Raw genomic sequence first — 19,055 nt, 5'->3', positions numbered from 1 at the left:
AAGGGACGCCCAGGGTTCGGCTCAGCGACCCTGCGCTGCTGCCTGCGTCAGCGCCGCCTCAATGCCGCGTCCGCGCCAGCCGGTGTCCAGCGCCTGCGCCTCGCCGCCGGGCCACACCAGATGCGCGCCGATCACCGCCCCCCCGGCAATGGCCAGGGCCGCCGCTGTGACGTCGCCCAGCGGGGCGCCGGGGCACAGGCGCAGGGCGGCGGCGTGCAGGGCCGGGGCCAGCGGCAGGGGCGGGCGGGTGACGCGGACACGGGCAGGCAGGCTCACCCTTCCAGGGTACACACCCGTCTCAAGGGTGGTGGGGCAGCGGCGGCGCGCCTGTCCGCCCTTCTCTTCTGCAGTCTGCTTTGACTACAATGCCCCCGATGACCGATGTACCGAGAGCCGCCTGATGGAAACGCAGCCCTGATGCGCGCCCTGGCCTGGATTCTGACCGTGGTGCTGATCGCCTGCGCGCTGTGGCTGGCGCTGCTGACGCTGGGCGCCTTCGCCTCGCTGGGGGCCAGCGCGCCGCTGTGGCTGCGCTCGCTGGGCAGCCTGGAGCACGCCACGAGCGCCCAGCTGGGCCTGTCCAGCCTGACGAATTTTGCCCGTGCGGTGGGGCTCGCGGTGCTGACCAGTGCCCTGGCGGGTCTGGCGGCGTACATCAAGCCCCGGCGGGCCTGAATCCACGCCGGGCCGGGCGGCCAGACTCTAGGTCAACGCCCGGCTGAAGCTGTGCGCGGCGCGCAGTTTCATGTCTTCCAGGGCATTCCAGTCCGGGGTGACGCGGCGGATGGCCTCGTCCACCAGGGCCGCGGGTGGGGGCGGGACGGGATGGCTGGGGGCGCCCGCGTCGGCGCAGAAGCCCTGGACCTTGGGGTCGTAGGCGACGCCGGAAAATGGCGTTCCGGCGGCGGCAGCCAGGATCACGGCGTGCAGGCGCACCCCGATCACGTAGCCGCTGCGGGCGATGGTGTCCAGCGCGGTCTGCGGGTCACGGGTGCTGACCACCACGTTGGCGCCCAGCGCGTGCGCGGCCACGTCGTCGTGGTCCGGCATGAAGCTCAGGGCCGTGACATGTCGCCCCGCACGCCGGAGCTGCAACGTCACCTCCCGCAGCGGCTCCAGCGCCTCTGTGACGTCCCCGCGCGGGGCGATGACCACGCTCCGCAGGTCACGGGGCAGCTCGGGCGTGGGCGTCAGCAGCAGGGCCGGATCGCCGCCCAGTTCCCCCTTCAGGCCCAGGCCTTCCAGGGTCTCCAGGCTGCCTGCGTCGCGCACGATGATCCGCAGGCCCCTCAATGCGGCGGCCACCTTGCGCCCACCTTCCGGCGACAGCGGGCCGACACTCTGGTTGAAAATCACCACGCGCTTGCCCAGCAGGCGGGCCAGCCGGATCACGCCCAGGTAGTAGCTCAGGGTCCGGGCGCTCGTCTTGTCCTGCAGCAGGCCGCCGCCGCCGCTGAGCAGCACGCTCGAGCGGGCCACCGCCGCCAGCAGCGGCCCCGGCTTCATGCGGGCCGCCGCCTCCGCGCCGAACGCCTGGGCCGATGCCTGCGGCGTGTTGGAGAGCAGCAGGGGCGTCAGGCCGCGTTTTTTGATCTCGCGCGTGATCGCCAGGGCAATCGCCTCGTCGCCGGTGTTGCCGAAACCGTAGTACCCGCTGACCGCCACCCGGCGGCTCACGCCTGGCCTCTGACACCGGCGCCCAGGCGCGGCGAGCCGTAGGTTTTCCACAGCCGCATTCCGGTCCTCAGCGCCCAGATGGCGACGACGCCCAGCAGCAGTCCCAGCCCCAGGCCGATAAAGACGCGCGCCGCGCTGATCAGCAGCGGGGTATGGAAGTGCGAGAAGGTGTTCAGGATGCTGGACTGCCCCACCACCCCGGCCAGGATCAGCAGGCCGCTGAAATAGCCGGGCAGTGTGCCACTCAGGCCCAGCAGCCCCAGCGGATGCGCGGCGATCTCCTTGAAGCGCGGGCGGATGATCGAGTCCTGCACCTCGCGCCGCAACGACGCCTCGAAGTCGCTGGCCGAGCCGCCGGTGGCGTTGCCGCGCCGCTCGTAGACCAGCGACAGCAGCACGAACCCCAGCGCCATCACGGCCACGTCGCCCAGCCGGATCGGGGCGGCGTAGATGTCGGCGGCGGTCTTTCGGATGTCCTGGCGCGGCAGGAAGCTCAGGGCCACCAGCAGCAGCGGCAGCAGCAGTGTCAGGCCGACGCCCCGGAACGGTTCGAGGCCCAGCGTGCTCTCGCGGCTGGCCCCCAGCGCGGACACGAACAGCACGCCCACCAGCGAGAGGCCGGTGGCCAGGAACCAGTCGGTGACCTTTGAGCGCCGCAGGACCAGCCCCAGCGCTGGAAAGGCCACGGCGGCCAGCAGCGCCGCACTCTCGAAGGGGTGCAGGGTGTTCAGGCCAAAGGCCAGCAGCGCCACCACACCCGCCAGGGTCACGCCCAGCCTGGACAGCGGGAAGCTCAGGCCCAGCAACAGCAGCGCCGCCAGCGGCCCCACGACGCTCAGCGCCCGCAGAAGCGGGCTGGGATTGAAGGTGCCCACCTGCGGCTCGGTCAGCGTGATGCCCGAGCGCTTCAGCAGCTGCTGGGTGCGGCCCAGCATGGCCTCGGTCTCGTTGATGGTGGGGTAGGGGCGCAGGTACAGCAGCCGCATGCCGCGCTCGCGGGCGGCCAGGTTGTACTTGCTGGCCACGTCCAGCGGCTCGAGCTTGTTCTGGTAGCTGGGGGCCAGCGCGAACAGCCGCACGCCGCCGTGCGTTTCCACCAGCCGGTCCAGCCCGTCCTGAATGTTGCCCTCGATGATGGCGGGCAGGCGGCTGCCCATCGCCTGATCCACCTGCGCCAGCAGTTCCGGGGTGCGTGCCCCGATCACCTCGTCGCCGGTAAAGGCGATGAAGGGCACGTCCGGCCAGTCCGTGCCTACCTTCTGGGTGGGCACCGCGTCATCCTGATAGGGGCGGTAGACCACCACCATGCCCTGCTGTTTGAAGTCGTTCACCGCCGCCGTGTCCGGCCCGGCCGGCAGGAAGCGCGGGTCGCTGGGCCACTCCACCCAGGTCTGGCCGCCGATGGTGACCTCGCGGGTGGGGATGGTGTAGCGGCCCCGCAGCGCCTCGGCAATGGCGGGCGTGGCCGCCTTCATGTACACCGCGTTGGTCTTCACCGCCTGCCCCGGAAAGTCCGCCGCCAGGTCCGCGCCGCTTTTCAGGTACAGCTCGCCGCGCTGTTCCAGGCTGGCAATGGTGTCCTCGTACAGCGCCACGCCGTTGACGCCCAGCGCCTTGTACCGGTCCAGCAGCGCCTGCGGCTCCAGCCCGAAACGCCGGGCCTGGATCACCAGCGCCGGGTAGTCCATCACCAGCGCTGCCGTTTTCTGGGACTGCTCGTACTGCACGCGCCCGAAGCCCAGCAGCAGCGCCGGGATCAGCGACAGCGCGATCAATCCCAGCAGCAGCGGCGTCCAGGGATGGCGGGTCGCCGGGGGCAGCGACGTGGGCGCGGCAGGCAGGCGCGGCTCCGGCTGGGGGATGGGAGACAGTGGGGCGCGGTTCGGGTCGGTCACAAAGCACATCCTAGCGGCGTGGTGGGGCGGGGGAGGGGCGGCGGGCCAAAATCGGGGCAGCCTAGCGCCTGTCCCGCGCAGGCTCGTCCGCCGAAGGGTGGAGGTGTGGGCAGGCGGTCCCTGGAAGCTGTGGCGTGGGCGGCGCGCTACAATCCGTCGTCACGCCCGAGTCGGGGCGCGAGAAAGGCCGCAGAATCCATCTGTCAGGCTGAGAGGAGAGCAGAACTATGAAGGCACACACCATCACCTACGGGTGTCAGATGAACGAGTACGACACGCACCTGGTTCAGTCGCAGCTGGTCAGCCTGGGCGCGGATCTGGTGGACAGCGTCGACGAGGCCGATTTCGTGCTGGTCAACACCTGCGCGGTGCGCGGCAAGCCGGTGGACAAGGTCCGCAGCCTGCTGGGGCAACTACGCAAGACCAAGGCCCAGCGCCCGCTGGTGGTGGGCATGATGGGCTGCCTGGCGCAGCTTGAAGAGGGCCAGCAGATGGCCCGCAAGTTCGAGGTGGACGTGCTGCTGGGGCCAGGCAGCCTGCTGGACATCGGCGCGGCGCTGGAGAGCAACGGGCGTTTCTGGGGCCTGCAGTTCAAGGACGAGCTGCACGAACACATTCCGCCCTCTCCCACGGGCAGGTTGCAGGCGCACCTGACCATTATGCGCGGCTGTGACCACCACTGCACGTACTGCATCGTGCCCACCACACGCGGCCCGCAGGTCAGCCGCTCGCCGGACGACATCCTGCGCGAACTGGACCTGCAGCTCGCGGCGGGGGTGCAGGAGGTCACGCTGCTGGGCCAGAACGTCAATGCTTACGGCGTGGACGGCGGGGCGCGGCTGGCCGGCTATCCCTCGTTCGCCGACCTCCTGCGCATGGTGGGGCGCAGCGGCGTGCGGCGCATCAAGTTCACCACCAGCCACCCCATGAACTTCACCGAGGACGTGGCCGCCGCGATGGCCGAGACGCCCGCCGTGTGCGACTTCGTGCATCTGCCGGTGCAGAGCGGCAGCAGCCGCGTGCTGCGGCGCATGGCCCGCGAATACACCCGCGAGAAGTACCTGGGTCACATCGCCGACATCAAGAAGCACCTGCCGAACGTGGTGCTCGCCACCGACATCATCGTGGGCTTTCCTGGCGAGACCGAGGAAGATTTTCAGGAAACCCTGAGCCTGTACGACGAGGTGGGGTTTGACAGCGCGTACATGTTCATCTACTCGCCGCGCCCTGGCACGCCCAGCTACAAGCACTTCGCGGACCTGCCGCGAGAGTTGAAGACCGAACGCCTGCAGCGCCTGATCGTGAAGCAGAAAGAATGGAGCAAGCTGAAAAATGCCACGAAAGTCGGCACCGTGCAGGAAGTGCTGCTGCGCGGCGACGCCCACAGCGAGGGCTTTCTGGAGGGCCACACGCGCGGCAACCACCCCACCGTGGTGCCCAAGGCCATCGGCGCCGATGGGGCAGGCGTCTATTCGGTGCTGATCGGCCACAGCACCCCGCACATGCTCTACGGCCAGATTCTGGGCGCAGACGGCCAGCCGCTGCCGGAAATTCCCCGGCTGGAGCCGCAGGCGGCGGCGCTGAGCAGCCCGCTCCAGATGGCGTAGGCCGTCCCTGGTCCCGGCCCTCTCCATGCGGAGGGGGCTTTTTGTTTTGCCCTTTTGTCAATCTCAAGCGGCTGTCATACGGATTCCGTTTGTTTCGTGTGGAAATCCGAGCTGTCCCGATTTCCACACTCCACGTCCGGAACCCGTTTTTCTCCTGCTCACTTCGCTCGGATTTCCAGGTGTTTTCAACACCTTTCAATCGGAGTCCGTATCAGATCAAGAAAGCCAGGTCAGAAGGGACCGCGCCGTGGTGATGCGGGGTTACTTGATGTCCACCTGAAAGGCCGGCACCTTCACCTGAATGGTGCGGAAGCCGTCCGGCCCGGTCCCTTCAGAGGCCAGCTTGACGTTGACGCTGGCCTGGGCCTCCAGCGTGCGGACGCCGGTTTCCTGCGGGAACTCCACCACGGCCTCGATGCGCTCGCCGATGTTCCACGGCTTGGGCGGCAGGTACGACGCCACACACACCTGAAACTGCCCGTACTTCAGGTCCGGCAGGCCGGTCTTGGCGGTGTCCAGCACGCTCAGGCTGAAGGGGCGGGGGCAGTCGTTCTTCAGCAGCAGGTTGTGGGGGCCGAGGTTGACCAGCGTGACCGTCAGCAGCCGCCCGTTGACGCTGACGCCGGAGCTGATCTGGGTCTGCGGCAGCGTGACGCGGGGGGCGCAGGACGTGGCGGCCAGCGCCAGACCCGCCAGCAGGAAACGTGAGGACGGCAAGTGGGGAAGGCGAAGCATGGCGTCCAGGGTAACAGCCTGCGTTCTGAGAAAGTGCCCTGAGCGGGCGTTCCCGTTGTGGAGGCCCAGGGTGGAACACAGAACCGCCGCCGCGTGTGTGGCAGCGGTGGCAGACAGCCGGCAGGGCCAGCCCCTGACCTGTGTCCCTGACCCACTCTGAAGCCCACCGGACACAAATCGTTGCCGCATGCCACCCCGCCCCTTCCGGACAGGGTTTCAGGGTTCTGGCCGAGACTCCGCGTCCTTGCCCCCGCTGCCTTAAGCTGATGCTGGTCCAGTTCACACTAAGCCGGATGACCTACGCTATGATGCGCGCGTTCAAACTCTAGACAGGTGACAAGGCCGGGCAATGCGAGCTTTGTGTTGTTCTCTTGACCCATCCCACCCGTCAACCCCCTTTCGGAGGCCCCATGAAGAAATTAGTCACCCTCAGCTCGTTGCTCCTCGTTTCCGCTGCACTGGCCGCGTCGCCCGCCGACACGCTGGTGATTCAGTCCGCCGCCGATATTCCCACGCTGGACCCCGGCGTGACCTACGACACCGCGTCCTCGAGCCTCGTGGACAACATGTACGAGACGCTGATCACCTATGACGGCGCCAGCCTGACCAAGCTGATTCCCGCGCTGGCCACCAAGTGGACCGCGAGCAACGGCGGCAAGACCTACACCTTCGACCTGCGCAAGAACGTCAAGTTCCACAGCGGCGCCACCATGACCTGCGCCGACGCCGAGTACACCTTCGAGCGCAACCTCGTGACCAACAGCGGCGCCAGCGGCAACTGGTTTATCGCCGAGCCGCTGACCGGCACGCAGAGCAACGCCGCCGACGACAAGAGCGTGACCTGGGCCAAGATCGACAAGTCCGTCGAGTGCAACAACAACGGGCAGCTCGTCTTCACGCTGGCCGCCGTGGACCCCGCTTTCCTGGCCAAGCTGGCCTACACCGGCATGGCGATTGTCGAGAAGGCCTACAGCGCCAAGATCGGCGAGTGGGACGGTACCGAGAAGACCTGGAAGGACTGGATCGGCAAGGACCTGACCGGCAGCGAACTGAGCAAGAAGCCCAACGGCACCGGCCCCTACAAGCTGGTCCGCTACGACGCCAACAACTACCTGTTCCAGGCCTTTGACGGCTACTGGGGCAAGAAGCCCAACATCAAGAACGTGATCCGTCAGAAGGTGCCGGAACTGGCCGCCCGCCAGCAGGCCCTGCTGCGCGGCGACGCCGACATCATTGAGGGCGGCGGACGCAGCGTGGACGAGGCTCAGATCAAGGGCAAGCCCGGCGTGACCTGGGTGGACGATCTGCCCAGCACCACCTCGACGGCCATCTTCATGAACGAGAAGATCGGCGGCAAGGGCAACAACCTGCTGGGCAGCGGCAAGCTGGACGGCAAGGGCATCCCCGCCAACTTCTTCAGCGACGTGAACGTGCGCCGCGGCTTCTCCTACGCCTTCGACTACCAGGGCTACATCAAGGACGTGCAGAAGGGCAAGGGGATCCAGCGCACCATGCTGATGCCTGATATCTTCCCCGGCTACGATCCCAAGGTGAAGACCTACACCTTCGATCCCAAGAAGGCCACCGAGTACTTCAAGCGCGCCTGGGGCGGCGAGCTGTGGAAGAAGGGCTTCGTGCTGACCGCCAACTACCGCGCCAACGCCGTGGCGTCTCAGACCGCCATGGAAATCCTGAAGCGCAACATCGAGTCGCTGAACCCCAAGTTCCGGGTCAACATCCAGTCCAAGCAGTGGAGCGAAATGCTCTCCGACTCCCGCAAGGGTGAGGAAGCCATGATCCTGATCGGCTGGGCCCCGGACTACGCCGACGCCGACAACTTCATGTACACCTTCTACGCCAGCGACGGCTACTACAGCCCCCGCGCCAACTGGAAGGACACCAGCGTCGACAAGTGGCTCAAGCAGGCCCGCAGCACCATCAACACCGCCGAGCGCAACCGCCTGTACAGCCTGGTGGGCCAGCGCGCCTACGAGCAGGCCCCGTACATCCTGGTGCCCGCACCCGTGGACTACCTGTTCAACAGCAGCCGCGTGACTGGGGCGCCGCGCACAAAGGCCGGCTACAACCCTATGACCTCGCTGTACTGGAAGGACCTGTCCAAGAAGTAACCGGTCCTGCTGTGACCTGAGGTGTCCGCAGGGACAGGCGGGGCAACCACGAACGCGGGTTGCCCCGCCCCCTTTTGTTTTTGCTCAGTTTCACCCCGCAAGCACCTTTATGCGCTTTTCACCCATTAAACTGAGGCTCAGATGCTGAACTTCACTCTCCGGCGACTGATCCAGATTCCACTGGTCATGCTCGTCCTGTCCGTCATCGTCATCGGCCTGACACAACTGTTGACCCCTGAACAGCGGGCCGCGCCGTACATCCGCAGCGAACAGCAGGCGGCCCGTCTGGAACAGATCATCACCGAGCGTGGGCTGCGCGATCCCTTCCCTGTGCAGTACGGGCGCTGGTTTTCCAACATCATCAAGGGTGACCTGGGCTACTCCAAGGCCAGCAACAAGGATGTCGTGGCCACCATCAAGGAACGGCTGCCCAACACCATCGAGCTGGCGCTGCTGACCGCTATTCCCATTCTGCTCCTGGCGGTCTGGCTGGGCACCCTGAGCGCCTTGCACAAGGACAAATTCATCGATCAGCTGCTCCGGGTGGTCGTGGTGCTGGGCTACAGCCTGCCGACGTTCGTGCTGGGGATCGTGTTGCTGGCGGTGTTCTACGCGTATCTGGGCTGGCTGCCCGGTGCAGGGCAACTGGACATCATCAACCAGTTTTCGGTCAGTGACCTGAAACGCTACACCGGGATGATGACGGTGGACGCCGCCCTGAACGGCCGCTGGGACATTGCCTGGGACGCGCTGCAGCACATGATTCTGCCTGCCGTGACCCTGCTGATTGTCCTGAGCGCCAACCTCGTCAAGGTGATGCGCAACAGCATGCTGGAGGTTCTCACCAGTGATTACGTGCGCACCGCCCGGGCCAAGGGCCTGTCTTCCAAAGTGGTCAACGGCAAGCATGCTCGCCGCAATGCGCTTCTGCCCATCATCACGCTGGGCGGCTTTTTGGTGATCAATCTGCTGGCGGGCTCGGTGATCACCGAAACCATCTTTGCCTATCCCGGAATCGGGCAGTGGTTCGTGCAGGCCGCGCTTCAGCTGGATATCGCCGGCGTGCTGGGCTTCACGCTGCTTTCGGCCCTGCTGGTGGTGGTCATGAGTACCGCGGTGGATATTCTGTACGGTGTGATTGATCCCCGCGTGAGGTTCCACTGATGCCGCTCTCTAACGTTTCCTGGACCGTTCTCTGGAGATTTCTATGACCACCAGCTCCTCTGCCCCCGTCTCTATCGAGAAGCGCGGCGCTTTCCAGATGTTCTGGACTGGCCCCGCCATGCGGAAGATGCGGCGCAATCCGCTGGCCATCGGCGGCCTGATTATCACCCTGCTGTTCGCCCTGCTCGCGCTGTTCGCCCCACTGGTGGCCAGGCCCGCCGGCAACTGCCTGCGCGATCTGGGGATGACCAGCCAGAGTCAGGTGTACAACCCGCTGGCCGCGCCGTTCTGGCAGGCCGTGTTCGCCCCGCCGGCCAGCTGCTACAAGATCCAGCGCCTGAGCTTCGCGCAGGAACCCGCGCCGCCCAATTCGATTGAGGGTGCCACCGCGCCGTTCGGAACCGTCAACGGCTACAACATCTTTTACGGACTGGTCTGGGGCACCCGCACCGCCCTGAAGATGGCCTTTACCATCGTGGGCATCACCCTGGTGGTGGGCGTGTTGATCGGAGCCATCAGCGGCTTTTACGGCGGCTGGGTGGACAACCTGATTCAGCGCTTTATCGACGTGATCTTCGCCATGCCAGGACTGGTGCTGACGGTGGTGATCCTGACCATCCTGCGCGCCAAGAATCCGGGGGGTGATCCGACGTGGCCGATCATCATCGCGTATTCGGTGGCCGGCTGGGCCGGATACGCCCGTGTAATTCGAGGTGACGTTCTCAAGACCCGTCAGCTGGAATACGTGGACGCCGCCCGAGGCCTGGGCGCCCGCGACATGCGGATGATCCTCAAGCACATCATTCCCAACAGCGTGACCACGGTGTTTACGATTGCCGTGCTGGATCTGGCCACCGTGCCGCTGGGCATCGCCGCCCTGAGCTTCCTGGGCCTGGGCTTCGAGCCGGGGTACTCCGAGTGGGGCCAGCTGGTGGACTTTGCCCGCGCGTGGCTGAAGCCCGAGTACTGGTACGTGCTGGTGTTCCCCGCCACCTTCATCGTGCTGTTCAGCCTGGCCTTCAACCTGTTCGGCGACGGCCTGCGCGACGCGCTGGACCCCAAGACGAGGTAAGCAGGTTTTCAGAGGGGCGCGGTGCCTGGGTCTTCACTTCCCAGGCACCGCGCCTTTTGCGTCGACGGTCTGGGCCTGTCCTCAGGCCGGGACGAATTCGAACACATGGCCTTCCGGGTCGCGCACGGCCAGCCCTTGCTCATCGCGCACCGACAGCAGTCCAGCGGCGTCCACCTGCCCGGCCACCGCGTCCACGTCGGCGTAGAAGCGCACCAGCGCGTGATCACCGCCCAGCATGTCGGCCAGCCCCACCTGCGGGTCCCAGGCGTACAGCCACCTTCTGGGCGTGCCGTTGCCGTCCGGCTCGGCCTGCGGCCCCAGGGTGAACTGGGCGAAGTCGCGGTCCTCTTGCTCCTTGGCATACGCAAAACCGTAGGCGCGGGGCAGCCGCTCCTTCATGGCGGCGTAATCACCAAAGGCCAGCGCGACCTCGCGCAGGCCCATCACCGGCAGGGCGTGGGCGGGGCGCTGAACCGGTGTGGGCGGAAAGTGCGGCTGACGCGCGTCGTCGCGGTTTACGCCACGCAGTTCCAGGCCGTGGCCGAACGGATCAAAGAAGTACAGCGTCGGGTCGGGCCGGTCGTCCGTGCCCAGGTTGATCTCCTGCCACTCCAGGCCGTGCGCGTCCAGCAGCGCCTTGCTCGGCTCCAGCTGAGCCGGATCGATCTGCCAGGCGTAGTGCAGGTGGGAGGCTCCGCGTGGCCTCAGTGGGGCCAGCCGCTCGTCATTGGCCTGCCGCGTGATGGGCTGCCACAGCGTCAGCGTCTGATGCGGGTTGACCGTGAACTCGGCCACGCCCGCCGCCTCGTCGTGACGCCGCAGCTCCAGGCCCAGAACCTGCGAGTAGAAGCGCACGCCGCGCCCCAGGTGGTTGACTTCCAGCGTCAGGCCCGCCAGATCGAGGATGGGAGAGGGGGTCATGCCCGCATTTGAGCGCAGGCCACCCCACCCAGTTCGCTGGCGAGGTTCAGGGATTCTTCAGGCGATCTGCTCGTGGGCCGCGTCCACCAGCGCCTGCGCGCCCTGTCCGAGCGTGTCGTTGGCCAGTTCCGCGCCCAGCTCGGCGCACTCGCTGGGGTCGCCGCTGGTGGTGGCGCGCAGCACCTGCGAACCGTCCAGCGCGGCCACCCAGCCTTCCAGCGTCAGGATGCCGCCCTTGACGGTGGCGTGCGCGCCCACCGGGGCCATGCAACCTGCGCCCAGCCCCGCCAGGAACTCGCGCTCGGCGGTGATGCGGTCGTCGGTGGTGTGGTCGTGGATGGCGTAGGCGACTTCCACCGTCAGGTCGTCGTCCGCGCGGGTCTCCAGGGCCAGCGCGCCCTGACCGGGGGCGGGCAGCATGATGTCCGGCTCGATGAATTCGTCGATGCGGTGGCGCATCTCGGTGCGGATCAGGCCCGCCGCCGCCAGGATGATCGCGTCGTACTCGTCGGAGGCCAGCGCGGCCAGCCGGGTGTCGATGTTGCCGCGCAGCCCCACGATCTGCAGGTCCGGGCGAAACGCCTTCAGGAACGCCTTGCGCCGCACGCTGCTGGTGCCGACGCGCGCGCCCTGCGGCAGGTCCGCGAGCCGCTTCATGCCCTCCTTGCCGATCAGGACGTCGCGGGCGTCCACCCGCTTGGGAATGGAGGCCACCTCCAGCTCTTCGGGCTGGCTGGTCGGCAGGTCCTTGAGAGAATGCACCGCGATGTCGATGCGCTTGGCGAGCAGGGCGTCCTCGATCTCCTTGATCCAGAAGCCCTTGTCGCCTTCCTTGGCCATCGAAATCAGGCTGGCGCGGTTGCGATCGCCCTTGGTGGCGATGGTCTGAATCCGGAAATCCGTTTCAGGCCACTCTTCTTTGAGCCGGGCCACCACCCAGTGGGTCTGTGCCAGCGCCAGCGTGCTGCCGCGCGTTCCTACCGTCACCGTCCGCATAACCTGAGCAGTATAGGGGTTGGGGGCGGCTCCCGCCTACGCGCGCTGGTCTTCATCTCCGGCAACGGTCTGGGGCGTGGCCCGCCGCCCGGCGGGGATGGACGGGGGATGGACTGTGAAAGGAACAGCGCCAGCCCCCGATGGTCGCCCCGGCCAATCCGTTCTATGGTGGCTGCTGGACCAGACCGGCCACCGTCCGGCACCATGAGCCGTGAGCGGCAAGGCAAGCCCGGCAAGGAGCGACATGACCCAGACTGAAGACCCACCGACGGCATCCGGCGCCGCGCAGCGCACCCGGACCTACACCTGGCAGGACCCGCTGATCGGCGCGGGCGCGGCCCCCGGCCTGAGTGGGCTGGACTACCTGCGCGGCATGGTGCGCGGCGAGTTTCCCCCGCCGCCTATCGGGCAGACGCTGGGCTTCAGCATCGGCCGCGAGGAGGACGTGCAGAAGGGAAAGGTGACCTTTCACCTGCGCCCCGAGGAATTCCACTACAACCCCATCGGCAGCGTGCATGGGGGCGTGTACGCCACGCTGCTGGATTCGGCGCTGGGCTGCGCGATCCACACCATGTTGCCTGCCGGGGTGGGCTACACCACCCTGGATCTGGCCGTCAAATACCTGCGCCCGCTGCGGCTGGGCATGGGCGAGGTCCGCGCGGTGGCCGAGGTGATCAGCGTGTCGCGCCGGGTGGCCACCGCCAGCGCGCAGATCGTGGACGACGCGGGCAAGGTCTACGCCACGGCCACCACCACCTGTCTGGTGATGCGGCCGGTCCACGCCCCCGAACCCACCCAGGAGAGCCAGCCATGACCGAGCCGCAGAGCCTGTCCGGTTCCAACCTTGAACAGCTCGGCGTTCAGCGCGGCCTGGCGGAACACCTGGGCATCACCTTCAGCGAGGCCAGCGGCACGCGGGTGGTGGCGCAGATGCCGGTGCAGCCGCAGGTCCATCAGCCCTTCGGCATCCTGCACGGCGGTGCGAGCGTGGTGCTGGCCGAGAGTGTCGCCAGCACCGGGGCGTACCTCAGCGTCAGGGACCGGGGCATGCTGGCGGTGGGGCTCGAAATCAACGCCAACCACCTGCGCAGCGTGGCGTCCGGAACGGTCACCGCGACGGGGACGCCCATCTTCCAGGGCCGCACCACCGAGGTCTGGAGCGTTGAGATCGCCGACGAGCGCGGCAAGCTGATCTGCGTCTCGCGCTGCACCCTGGCGATCATTCCCAGGCCGGAGGGGGCGCAGCCGGGGTGAACCGTGCAGGAGGGGCGCAGGCGTGTGCGGGTGCCTCTGGCCCCTGATCTCCAGCAGGCAGAACACAGGGGTGAGGGGGCATGTCTGAGGCTGTCCACAGCAAATTGTCAGAAGAGTGTCATGGGCCGGGCCTACGATGGTCTGGAGAGGTGTACTCCACCCCTCATCCTTCCCTCCCCGGACACGCCACCCCCCCCCGGCGTGTCCTGTTTTTTGCCGGGCCGGGCAGCGGCAGGCCCGCGCAATGGTGAACGTCCGCCCACGCCTGACTCACGCGCACCCGGTCACCGGGAGTACACTCGCCCCATGTTGCCCCCGCTGGTCAAGCAGGTTCTCGACAACTTCAACTTCGACATCGACCCCGGACTGAGCCGCGACGAAAACGTTGACGAGGTCATCAAGAGTGCGGCGCTGCTGTCCGGCGCAGTATCCATCGAGCCGATTCCCTTTGCGGACATCCTGGTGATTACCCCCGTGCAGGCCAAGATGGTGCTGCACATCGGCAAGATCTACGGCTTCGACATCACCGCCGAGCGGGCGCGGGAGATCGTGCAGGAGTTGGGGGTCACGGTGGCCTACGGCGTGGCGGCGCGGCAGGTGATGCGGGGGCTGGCCAAGATGGCGCTGCCGCTGATCGGCGGCCTCATCACGGCCCCTGCCGTGTACGGCTGGACCTTCGCGCTGGGCCGCGTGGCGCAGAGCTATTTCGAGCGCAAGACCCTGGGGTTGCCCGACAGCCGCAAGGAACAGGTCCGGGTGATTCAGGAGGCCAAGCAGCAGTCGCGCAAGGTGCTGCCCAGCGCCCAGGACTTCACGGATCTCGCCAGCGAGCTGCGCCGCCGCGCCGATGAGAAGAACCGCAACCAGGGTGGACCGAACGGCCCGAACTGAAGCTGGACAGCCATGCAGGCGGCGAGGGGTAGACCCTTCGCCGCGCTTTCCTGACGTGATCCGTTCCTGGCGTCACAGCAACAGTTCACAAGCGCGGCGTCAGATGCCGCCAGGCTTGCAGGCAGCGCGTCCACCGCAGGCCATCCTACCCTTCGTCAGTCTCTAGTCTCTGGGCCAGTGGAAGACCCGCCCGTCCCGGAGGGTCAGCGTCACGGTGGCTGGTCCGGTGCCCGGGTCAAGAATCGTGCAGGTCAGCGTCTCGGGCGGCGGGTCCCCCACGCCGCTCTCGAAGCCGCTGACGCTCTGGCAGGGGCCGCTGGCGTCCTGCTCGCCGTCGCCGATCACGTCGGCGGCAATCGCCACCTGACGGATGTATTCCTCGAAACGCACCGGATCAGAGGCCATCAGCCGCGCCGTCTCGGCCTGTCGCGTGGCCTCGGCGGCGTGGCGCTGGCGTTCGGCCCCGGCCTGACGGGCGGCAGGTACGACCCACAGCACGGCCAGCAGGACCACGCTTAGCAGCAGCACGGGCCACAGGCGGCCCACAGAACGGCTCACGCCCGCATCCTAGCGAAACCGCTACCCTGGGGAGCGTGAAGCGCAAAACCTTTGACCTGCGGCCCTGGGCACGGGTGACCCAGTCCACCCAGACGGCGCTGGCCGTGCCGGGGTACGTGATCGTGGATTTCACGGCCCAGACTGTGGTTCGCCCATTGGAGGTGACCCGGCCAGAAAGCACCATCTGTCACCTGATTCTGGACCACGGCTACCGCTGGATTCGCTGTCATCCCACCGGCACGGGTGAGGGCGTGATGGGCGCGGCGTTGACCGTGCAGCTGAATGCGGCGGGCCAGCCGGTGCAGTTTTACGTGGACATTCACGGCGGCGAGGGCGTGTACGAGGACGGCCTGCCGTGGCACGACGACCTGTACCTGGACGTGGTGGGCGATCCCGATGACGAGGACCGCTGGACCGTGGCGGCCACCGAGATCATCGATGCTGACGAGCTGGACGACGCGGTAGAGGCCGGACTGGTGACGCCGACCCTGGCCGCGCAGACCTGGGAGCACGCCCGCCAAATCGAGGCGCAGCTGCGGGCTGGCAGCTACCCGCCGGTGGACGTGCTGCGGCGCTACGTGGAAGACCCGTATACTTGAATCCAGAACTTGAACCCGGTTCAAAATCCAACTCCCAGAGGTCTTCGATGCCCGATTCCACGCTGCAAGCCCCGCTGCCCCCGCAAGCTGTTCAGGCGGTCCAGGCCGCCCTGCACAACATTCCCATGAACGCCACGGTGGGCGTGACCATCACCGATGTCGGTGTGGGCTGGGCCACGGGCGAGTGCCCCGACACGCCGCCGTTTCACAACCACCTGGGCACCATCCACGCCGGGGCGCAGTTCCTGCTGGCCGAGGCGGTGAGCGGGGCCGCTTTCGGCGGGGCCTTTGCGGCCCACTTTGCCAGTGCCGTGCCGCTCATCGAGCGACTGGACACCCACTATGTGGGCCGGGCGCGCGGCGGCTTGACGGCCAGGGCACAGGCCCGCGCGGCTGATCTCCCCGCCGCTCTGGCAGCCTACACGGCGGAGGGTAAAGCGCGGCTGATCGTCGATGTCAGCGTCCGCGACGGCGAGAACAAGGAAGTGATGCGGGCGGTGGCGCACTGGTATCTGCGCTCCATGGCCACCTTGCGGGGCAACTGAAGCACGGCAGCGGACAGGGATCCATAAGCCATAAGAAGGGCCAGTTCAACCAACCGGCCCTTTTCGTGCGTGTCGCCTGCATTTCTGCCTGATCCGGACAGGCCCCGCCGCAAAGGCGGATTCATACGGATTCCGTTTGTTTCGTGTAGGAACCGGGAGAGCGCCGGTTCCTACACTCCACGTCCGGAGGGATGTTTTTCTCTTTCTCGCTCCGCTCGGATTTCCAGGTGTTTCCAACACCTTTTAATCGGAGTCCGTATCATTCACCTGCGACGCCGCATCAGGAGCCGACGCGCCCCCGGATCACCTCTTCCAGGCTGGGCAGGCGCACCAGACCGCGCCAGTACGCCCGAATGGTTTCCAGCACGTGCATGTATTCCTGGTAGTTGCCCGGCTTGACGACGTAGCCGCTGACCTGCTGATCGTAGGCCCGGTGAATGTCGCTGGGATGCTCGGAGGTGGACAGCACCAGCACCGGAATGGAGCGCACCTCGGGTATGGCCTTGACCCGTTCCAGAAACTCATGGCCGTTCATGATCGGCATGTTCAGGTCCAGCACGATCAGGTGGGGGCGGGAGGTCTGGTCGGGGCGGGTCAGGAAGTCCAGAGCCTCCTGACCGTTCTGAACGTGGTGAACCGTGATGTCCTGGTCCTGCTCTGCCAGCATGTCCTGGAAGAGCAGGGCGTCGGCCAGCTCGTCCTCGACAAGCAGCAGGTGAAAGGGCGCAGCACTCATGAAATCAGATTAATAATTGACTGCCAGGCCAATCGTTAGCCAGTTGACAATGCCTTCTGGCAGCAAGGAAAAATGAAGATTGGGAGGAATGCTCAGTCTGCCAGCGGACGGCGGGTGTTACCCTGGGGGCCATGCCCGCCGCCACGCCGCCCGAACGCTTTGCCGTGGCGGCCTTCGATGCCCTGATGGCGAATATTGCCATCGTCGACGCGGACGGAGTGATCGTCGCCGTGAACCGGGCCTGGACGGTCTTCGCAAGTGAGAACGGCGGAAGCAGCAACGACGTGGGGATCAATTACCTGTCGGTCTGCGACGCGGCGCGGGGCCGGGACAGCGGCGACGCCCACGCCATCGCGGCAGGCATTCGTGCGGTGTTGGCCGGCGAGCAGCCCCTCTACGAGCTGGAGTATCCCTGCCACACGGCCACCCAGCCGCGCTATTACGTGGCGCGCGTGACCCGGTTCGAGCAAGACGGCGCGCACTACGCGCTGGTGGCCCACGAGGACATCACCCGCCGCAAGCTGGCCGAGCTGGAAGTGTCCTCGCTGAACGCCTCGCTGGAGCGGCGGGTGCTGGAGCGGACGCAGGCGCTGGAGGCTGGAGAACGGGACTTGCAGCGCCTGAACACCGAGCTGACCGCGCGCAACGAGGAACTCTCGCAGTTCGTGTACGTGGCCAGCCATGACTTGCAGGAGCCGCTGCGGACGTTGGGGGCCTACGCCGACATCCTGCGTCACCGTTACCGGGGGCGACAGTTCGACGAGCGGGCCGACGCCTATCTGGGTCACATCACCGAGCAGGTGGGCCGCGCCCGCCGACTGGTCCGCGACGTGCTGGCCCTGGCCACCGTCAGCGAGGAAGCGCCGCGTGAGGTGACCGATCTGGCCGAGGTCTGCCGCGAGGTCCAGGCTGAACTGGACTGGCCCCCGGACGCCCGGCTGCATGCTGCTCCGCTGCCGCTGGTGTGGGCCAGTCCGCTCCAGATGCGCCAGCTGCTGGACAACCTGCTGGGCAACGCCCTGAAGTTTCATGGCGCCGCGCCGCTCCGGGTGACACTGAGCGCGGAGGCGGAAGGCGAGCTGGTCCACTTCATCCTGCGTGACAACGGCATCGGCATCGCGCCGGAGCACACCGAGAAGGTCTTCGGCATGTTTCAGCGCCTGCACGGGCGCACGGCCACCGGGGGCAACGGCATCGGGCTGGCGGTGTGCCGCCGCATCGTGGAGCGCCACGGTGGGCGCATCTGGATCGAGGCCGCGCCGGGCGGGGGCAGCGCCCTGCACTTCACGTTGCCTGTTGCCCAGGATGACGCGGTCCATCTCTCTGCGGCCGGGGAGAGAACCAGCGGATGAGGCCAGGGGCTTTGACGTTCCATTCCCTTTGTCTGGCCCGGTCTTTGCTAGGCTGCCGCGCGTGACCTCCCGCGACTCTGGCCGCCCCACTGGACGCCCATCAATCTCAGCCCCGACCGGGCTGCCGCTGCTGATGGCCTTCGATCTGGACGGCACCCTGATCACCGAGCAGGGCCGCGAGGTGGACGCCGCCACGGCGGAGGCGCTGGCCCGCCTGCGCGGGCTGGGCGTCAGGCTGGCGATCATCACCGGGCGCGACATGGCCCCCGACGCCGTGATGGACGTGATGCAGCCGGACGCGGTGGCCACCAACAACGGCGGGCGCATCGTGGTGAACGGCGAACTGCACACTGAGGCCCGGTTCACGCCCTCGGATCTCGAGGCGGTGCTGGCCCACGAGTTGACGGGCGCGCGCATCGTACTGTTCACGGCTGAGCGCCTGTTCGTGGACCTGCCGCACGGCACCGAGCCGGAACCCTGGATGATCGCCCGCGATTACGCCCCGCTGAGGGACGCCCCGGCCGGAGACGTGTTGAAGGCCGGGTTCTACCATCCCGGCGTGGCGGACTTTGCCGGCCGGCTGCGGCAGTCTCACCCGCATCTGGTGGTGACCGGCGCGCAGGACCCGTACCTCAGTTTCCTGACCGTCACCCCCGAGGGCGCCCACAAGGGCGCGGCCCTGACCCTGATCGCGGACGCGCTGCACCTGCCGCATAACCGCACGGTGGCCTACGGCGACAGCGACAACGACGAGGCCATGCTGGAGGTGGCCGGCTACGCCGTGCAGGTGGGCCGCCTGCCCCTGCTGACCCGCCACGCCCACGCCCGCCTGGAGCGTCAGACGGACCTGGGAGGCTACCTGGGCGCCTGGGCAGATCGTCTGGAGCGGGAATAAAAGCTTCCCATCAGTTCTCCAGCGGCAGA

At 67.2% G+C, this 19,055-nt stretch carries 20 protein-coding genes; 12 read left to right on the top strand and 8 right to left on the bottom strand.

Features of this window, described 5'->3' with window-relative positions:
* Positions 1–21 precede the first annotated feature (21 nt).
* Positions 22–276, bottom strand: coding sequence for a hypothetical protein (locus FHR04_RS05310; RefSeq protein WP_139401356.1), 255 nt, complete (start codon positions 274–276; stop codon positions 22–24).
* Between the two features lie 141 nt (positions 277–417).
* Between FHR04_RS05310 and FHR04_RS05305 the strand changes: the two genes are divergently transcribed.
* On the top strand, positions 418–675 hold the full coding sequence (locus tag FHR04_RS05305; protein WP_139401354.1) for a hypothetical protein: 258 nt from the start codon (positions 418–420) through the stop codon (positions 673–675).
* A 27-nt stretch (positions 676–702) separates the two neighbouring features.
* Here the strand turns inward: FHR04_RS05305 and csaB are convergent, their stop codons facing one another.
* Both csaB and FHR04_RS05295 read right to left on the bottom strand, forming a co-directional pair.
* On the bottom strand, positions 703–1,677 hold the full coding sequence (gene csaB, locus FHR04_RS05300) for a polysaccharide pyruvyl transferase CsaB (protein WP_039682516.1): 975 nt from the start codon (positions 1,675–1,677) through the stop codon (positions 703–705).
* A complete protein-coding gene (locus FHR04_RS05295) occupies positions 1,674–3,581 on the bottom strand; it encodes a DUF5693 family protein (protein WP_221265407.1) in 1,908 nt (635 codons plus the stop codon). Before FHR04_RS05295 ends, csaB begins: the two co-directional genes overlap by 4 nt.
* 218 nt (positions 3,582–3,799) lie before the next feature.
* Here FHR04_RS05295 and miaB point away from each other — a divergent pair, with 218 nt between their 5' ends.
* Entirely contained in the window at positions 3,800–5,179 is a 1,380-nt protein-coding gene (gene miaB / locus FHR04_RS05290) for a tRNA (N6-isopentenyl adenosine(37)-C2)-methylthiotransferase MiaB (RefSeq protein WP_139401352.1), read from the top strand.
* Between the two features lie 261 nt (positions 5,180–5,440).
* Here miaB and FHR04_RS05285 read toward each other — a convergent pair whose 3' ends face one another.
* Positions 5,441–5,914: a hypothetical protein gene (locus FHR04_RS05285; protein ID WP_139401350.1), complete on the bottom strand. Its 474-nt coding sequence runs from the start codon at positions 5,912–5,914 to the stop codon at positions 5,441–5,443.
* A gap of 410 nt (positions 5,915–6,324) precedes the next feature.
* Here FHR04_RS05285 and FHR04_RS05280 point away from each other — a divergent pair, with 410 nt between their 5' ends.
* The 3 genes from FHR04_RS05280 to FHR04_RS05270 all read left to right on the top strand — a co-directional run bounded on the left by FHR04_RS05280 (position 6,325) and on the right by FHR04_RS05270 (position 10,279).
* A complete protein-coding gene (locus tag FHR04_RS05280) occupies positions 6,325–8,043 on the top strand; it encodes an ABC transporter substrate-binding protein (RefSeq protein ID WP_039682521.1) in 1,719 nt (572 codons plus the stop codon).
* Between the two features lie 141 nt (positions 8,044–8,184).
* Positions 8,185–9,207, top strand: a complete 1,023-nt coding sequence (locus FHR04_RS05275) for an ABC transporter permease (RefSeq protein ID WP_039682523.1) — start codon at positions 8,185–8,187, stop codon at positions 9,205–9,207.
* A 43-nt stretch (positions 9,208–9,250) separates the two neighbouring features.
* Entirely contained in the window at positions 9,251–10,279 is a 1,029-nt protein-coding gene (locus FHR04_RS05270) for an ABC transporter permease (protein WP_039682525.1), read from the top strand.
* A gap of 81 nt (positions 10,280–10,360) precedes the next feature.
* Here the strand turns inward: FHR04_RS05270 and FHR04_RS05265 are convergent, their stop codons facing one another.
* A complete protein-coding gene (locus FHR04_RS05265; protein WP_139401348.1) occupies positions 10,361–11,200 on the bottom strand; it encodes a VOC family protein in 840 nt (279 codons plus the stop codon).
* 57 nt (positions 11,201–11,257) lie between these two features.
* Positions 11,258–12,196, bottom strand: coding sequence for a hydroxymethylbilane synthase (hemC, locus tag FHR04_RS05260; protein WP_039682530.1), 939 nt, complete (start codon positions 12,194–12,196; stop codon positions 11,258–11,260).
* 244 nt (positions 12,197–12,440) lie between these two features.
* Here hemC and FHR04_RS05255 point away from each other — a divergent pair, with 244 nt between their 5' ends.
* The 3 genes from FHR04_RS05255 to FHR04_RS05245 all read left to right on the top strand — a co-directional run bounded on the left by FHR04_RS05255 (position 12,441) and on the right by FHR04_RS05245 (position 14,341).
* Entirely contained in the window at positions 12,441–13,010 is a 570-nt protein-coding gene (locus FHR04_RS05255) for a PaaI family thioesterase (protein WP_139401346.1), read from the top strand.
* Positions 13,007–13,450, top strand: coding sequence for a hotdog fold thioesterase (locus FHR04_RS05250; RefSeq protein ID WP_139401344.1), 444 nt, complete (start codon positions 13,007–13,009; stop codon positions 13,448–13,450). The genes FHR04_RS05255 and FHR04_RS05250 overlap by 4 nt, the downstream gene beginning before the upstream one ends.
* 306 nt (positions 13,451–13,756) lie before the next feature.
* A complete protein-coding gene (locus FHR04_RS05245) occupies positions 13,757–14,341 on the top strand; it encodes a YcjF family protein (protein WP_039682535.1) in 585 nt (194 codons plus the stop codon).
* A 162-nt stretch (positions 14,342–14,503) separates the two neighbouring features.
* Here the strand turns inward: FHR04_RS05245 and FHR04_RS05240 are convergent, their stop codons facing one another.
* Entirely contained in the window at positions 14,504–14,899 is a 396-nt protein-coding gene (locus FHR04_RS05240) for a hypothetical protein (RefSeq protein WP_139401342.1), read from the bottom strand.
* 35 nt (positions 14,900–14,934) lie between these two features.
* On the opposite strand from FHR04_RS05240, the gene FHR04_RS05235 reads away from it, so the two are divergent.
* On the top strand, positions 14,935–15,498 hold the full coding sequence (locus tag FHR04_RS05235; RefSeq protein WP_139401340.1) for a DUF402 domain-containing protein: 564 nt from the start codon (positions 14,935–14,937) through the stop codon (positions 15,496–15,498).
* Positions 15,499–15,545: 47 nt separating this feature from the next.
* Positions 15,546–16,043: a PaaI family thioesterase gene (locus FHR04_RS05230; protein WP_139401338.1), complete on the top strand. Its 498-nt coding sequence runs from the start codon at positions 15,546–15,548 to the stop codon at positions 16,041–16,043.
* A gap of 280 nt (positions 16,044–16,323) precedes the next feature.
* Here the strand turns inward: FHR04_RS05230 and FHR04_RS05225 are convergent, their stop codons facing one another.
* Positions 16,324–16,779: a response regulator gene (locus tag FHR04_RS05225; RefSeq protein WP_039682543.1), complete on the bottom strand. Its 456-nt coding sequence runs from the start codon at positions 16,777–16,779 to the stop codon at positions 16,324–16,326.
* Positions 16,780–16,910: 131 nt separating this feature from the next.
* Between FHR04_RS05225 and FHR04_RS05220 the strand changes: the two genes are divergently transcribed.
* Together FHR04_RS05220 and FHR04_RS05215 are read left to right on the top strand one after the other, a co-directional pair.
* Positions 16,911–18,131 carry a sensor histidine kinase gene (locus FHR04_RS05220; protein ID WP_139401336.1) on the top strand — a complete coding sequence of 407 codons (1,221 nt, stop codon included), beginning with the start codon at positions 16,911–16,913 and terminating at the stop codon, positions 18,129–18,131.
* 61 nt (positions 18,132–18,192) lie between these two features.
* Positions 18,193–19,026 carry an HAD-IIB family hydrolase gene (locus FHR04_RS05215; protein ID WP_249038991.1) on the top strand — a complete coding sequence of 278 codons (834 nt, stop codon included), beginning with the start codon at positions 18,193–18,195 and terminating at the stop codon, positions 19,024–19,026.
* The last annotated feature ends 29 nt before the right edge of the window (positions 19,027–19,055 follow it).

This window comes from Deinococcus radiopugnans ATCC 19172 (genome assembly GCF_006335125.1).
Taxonomy (GTDB): Bacteria; Deinococcota; Deinococci; order Deinococcales; family Deinococcaceae; genus Deinococcus; species Deinococcus radiopugnans.
The sequence above is the reverse complement of the archived record's forward strand: the minus strand, read 5'-3'. Positions and strand labels throughout refer to the sequence as shown.

Bases quoted from the DNA above. Each gene is read 5' to 3' on its own strand.
- FHR04_RS05305 (WP_139401354.1), top strand. From the start codon at position 418: ATGCGCGCCCTGGCCTGGATTCTGACCGTGGTGCTGATCGCCTGCGCG.
- FHR04_RS05295 (WP_221265407.1), bottom strand. From the start codon at position 3,581: ATGTGCTTTGTGACCGACCCGAACCGCGCCCCACTGTCTCCCATCCCC.
- miaB (WP_139401352.1), top strand. From the start codon at position 3,800: ATGAAGGCACACACCATCACCTACGGGTGTCAGATGAACGAGTACGAC.
- FHR04_RS05285 (WP_139401350.1), bottom strand. From the start codon at position 5,914: ATGCTTCGCCTTCCCCACTTGCCGTCCTCACGTTTCCTGCTGGCGGGT.
- FHR04_RS05280 (WP_039682521.1), top strand. From the start codon at position 6,325: ATGAAGAAATTAGTCACCCTCAGCTCGTTGCTCCTCGTTTCCGCTGCA.
- FHR04_RS05275 (WP_039682523.1), top strand. From the start codon at position 8,185: ATGCTGAACTTCACTCTCCGGCGACTGATCCAGATTCCACTGGTCATG.
- FHR04_RS05270 (WP_039682525.1), top strand. From the start codon at position 9,251: ATGACCACCAGCTCCTCTGCCCCCGTCTCTATCGAGAAGCGCGGCGCT.
- FHR04_RS05265 (WP_139401348.1), bottom strand. From the start codon at position 11,200: ATGACCCCCTCTCCCATCCTCGATCTGGCGGGCCTGACGCTGGAAGTC.
- hemC (WP_039682530.1), bottom strand. From the start codon at position 12,196: ATGCGGACGGTGACGGTAGGAACGCGCGGCAGCACGCTGGCGCTGGCA.
- FHR04_RS05255 (WP_139401346.1), top strand. From the start codon at position 12,441: ATGACCCAGACTGAAGACCCACCGACGGCATCCGGCGCCGCGCAGCGC.
- FHR04_RS05250 (WP_139401344.1), top strand. From the start codon at position 13,007: ATGACCGAGCCGCAGAGCCTGTCCGGTTCCAACCTTGAACAGCTCGGC.
- FHR04_RS05245 (WP_039682535.1), top strand. From the start codon at position 13,757: ATGTTGCCCCCGCTGGTCAAGCAGGTTCTCGACAACTTCAACTTCGAC.
- FHR04_RS05230 (WP_139401338.1), top strand. From the start codon at position 15,546: ATGCCCGATTCCACGCTGCAAGCCCCGCTGCCCCCGCAAGCTGTTCAG.
- FHR04_RS05225 (WP_039682543.1), bottom strand. From the start codon at position 16,779: ATGAGTGCTGCGCCCTTTCACCTGCTGCTTGTCGAGGACGAGCTGGCC.
- FHR04_RS05220 (WP_139401336.1), top strand. From the start codon at position 16,911: ATGCCCGCCGCCACGCCGCCCGAACGCTTTGCCGTGGCGGCCTTCGAT.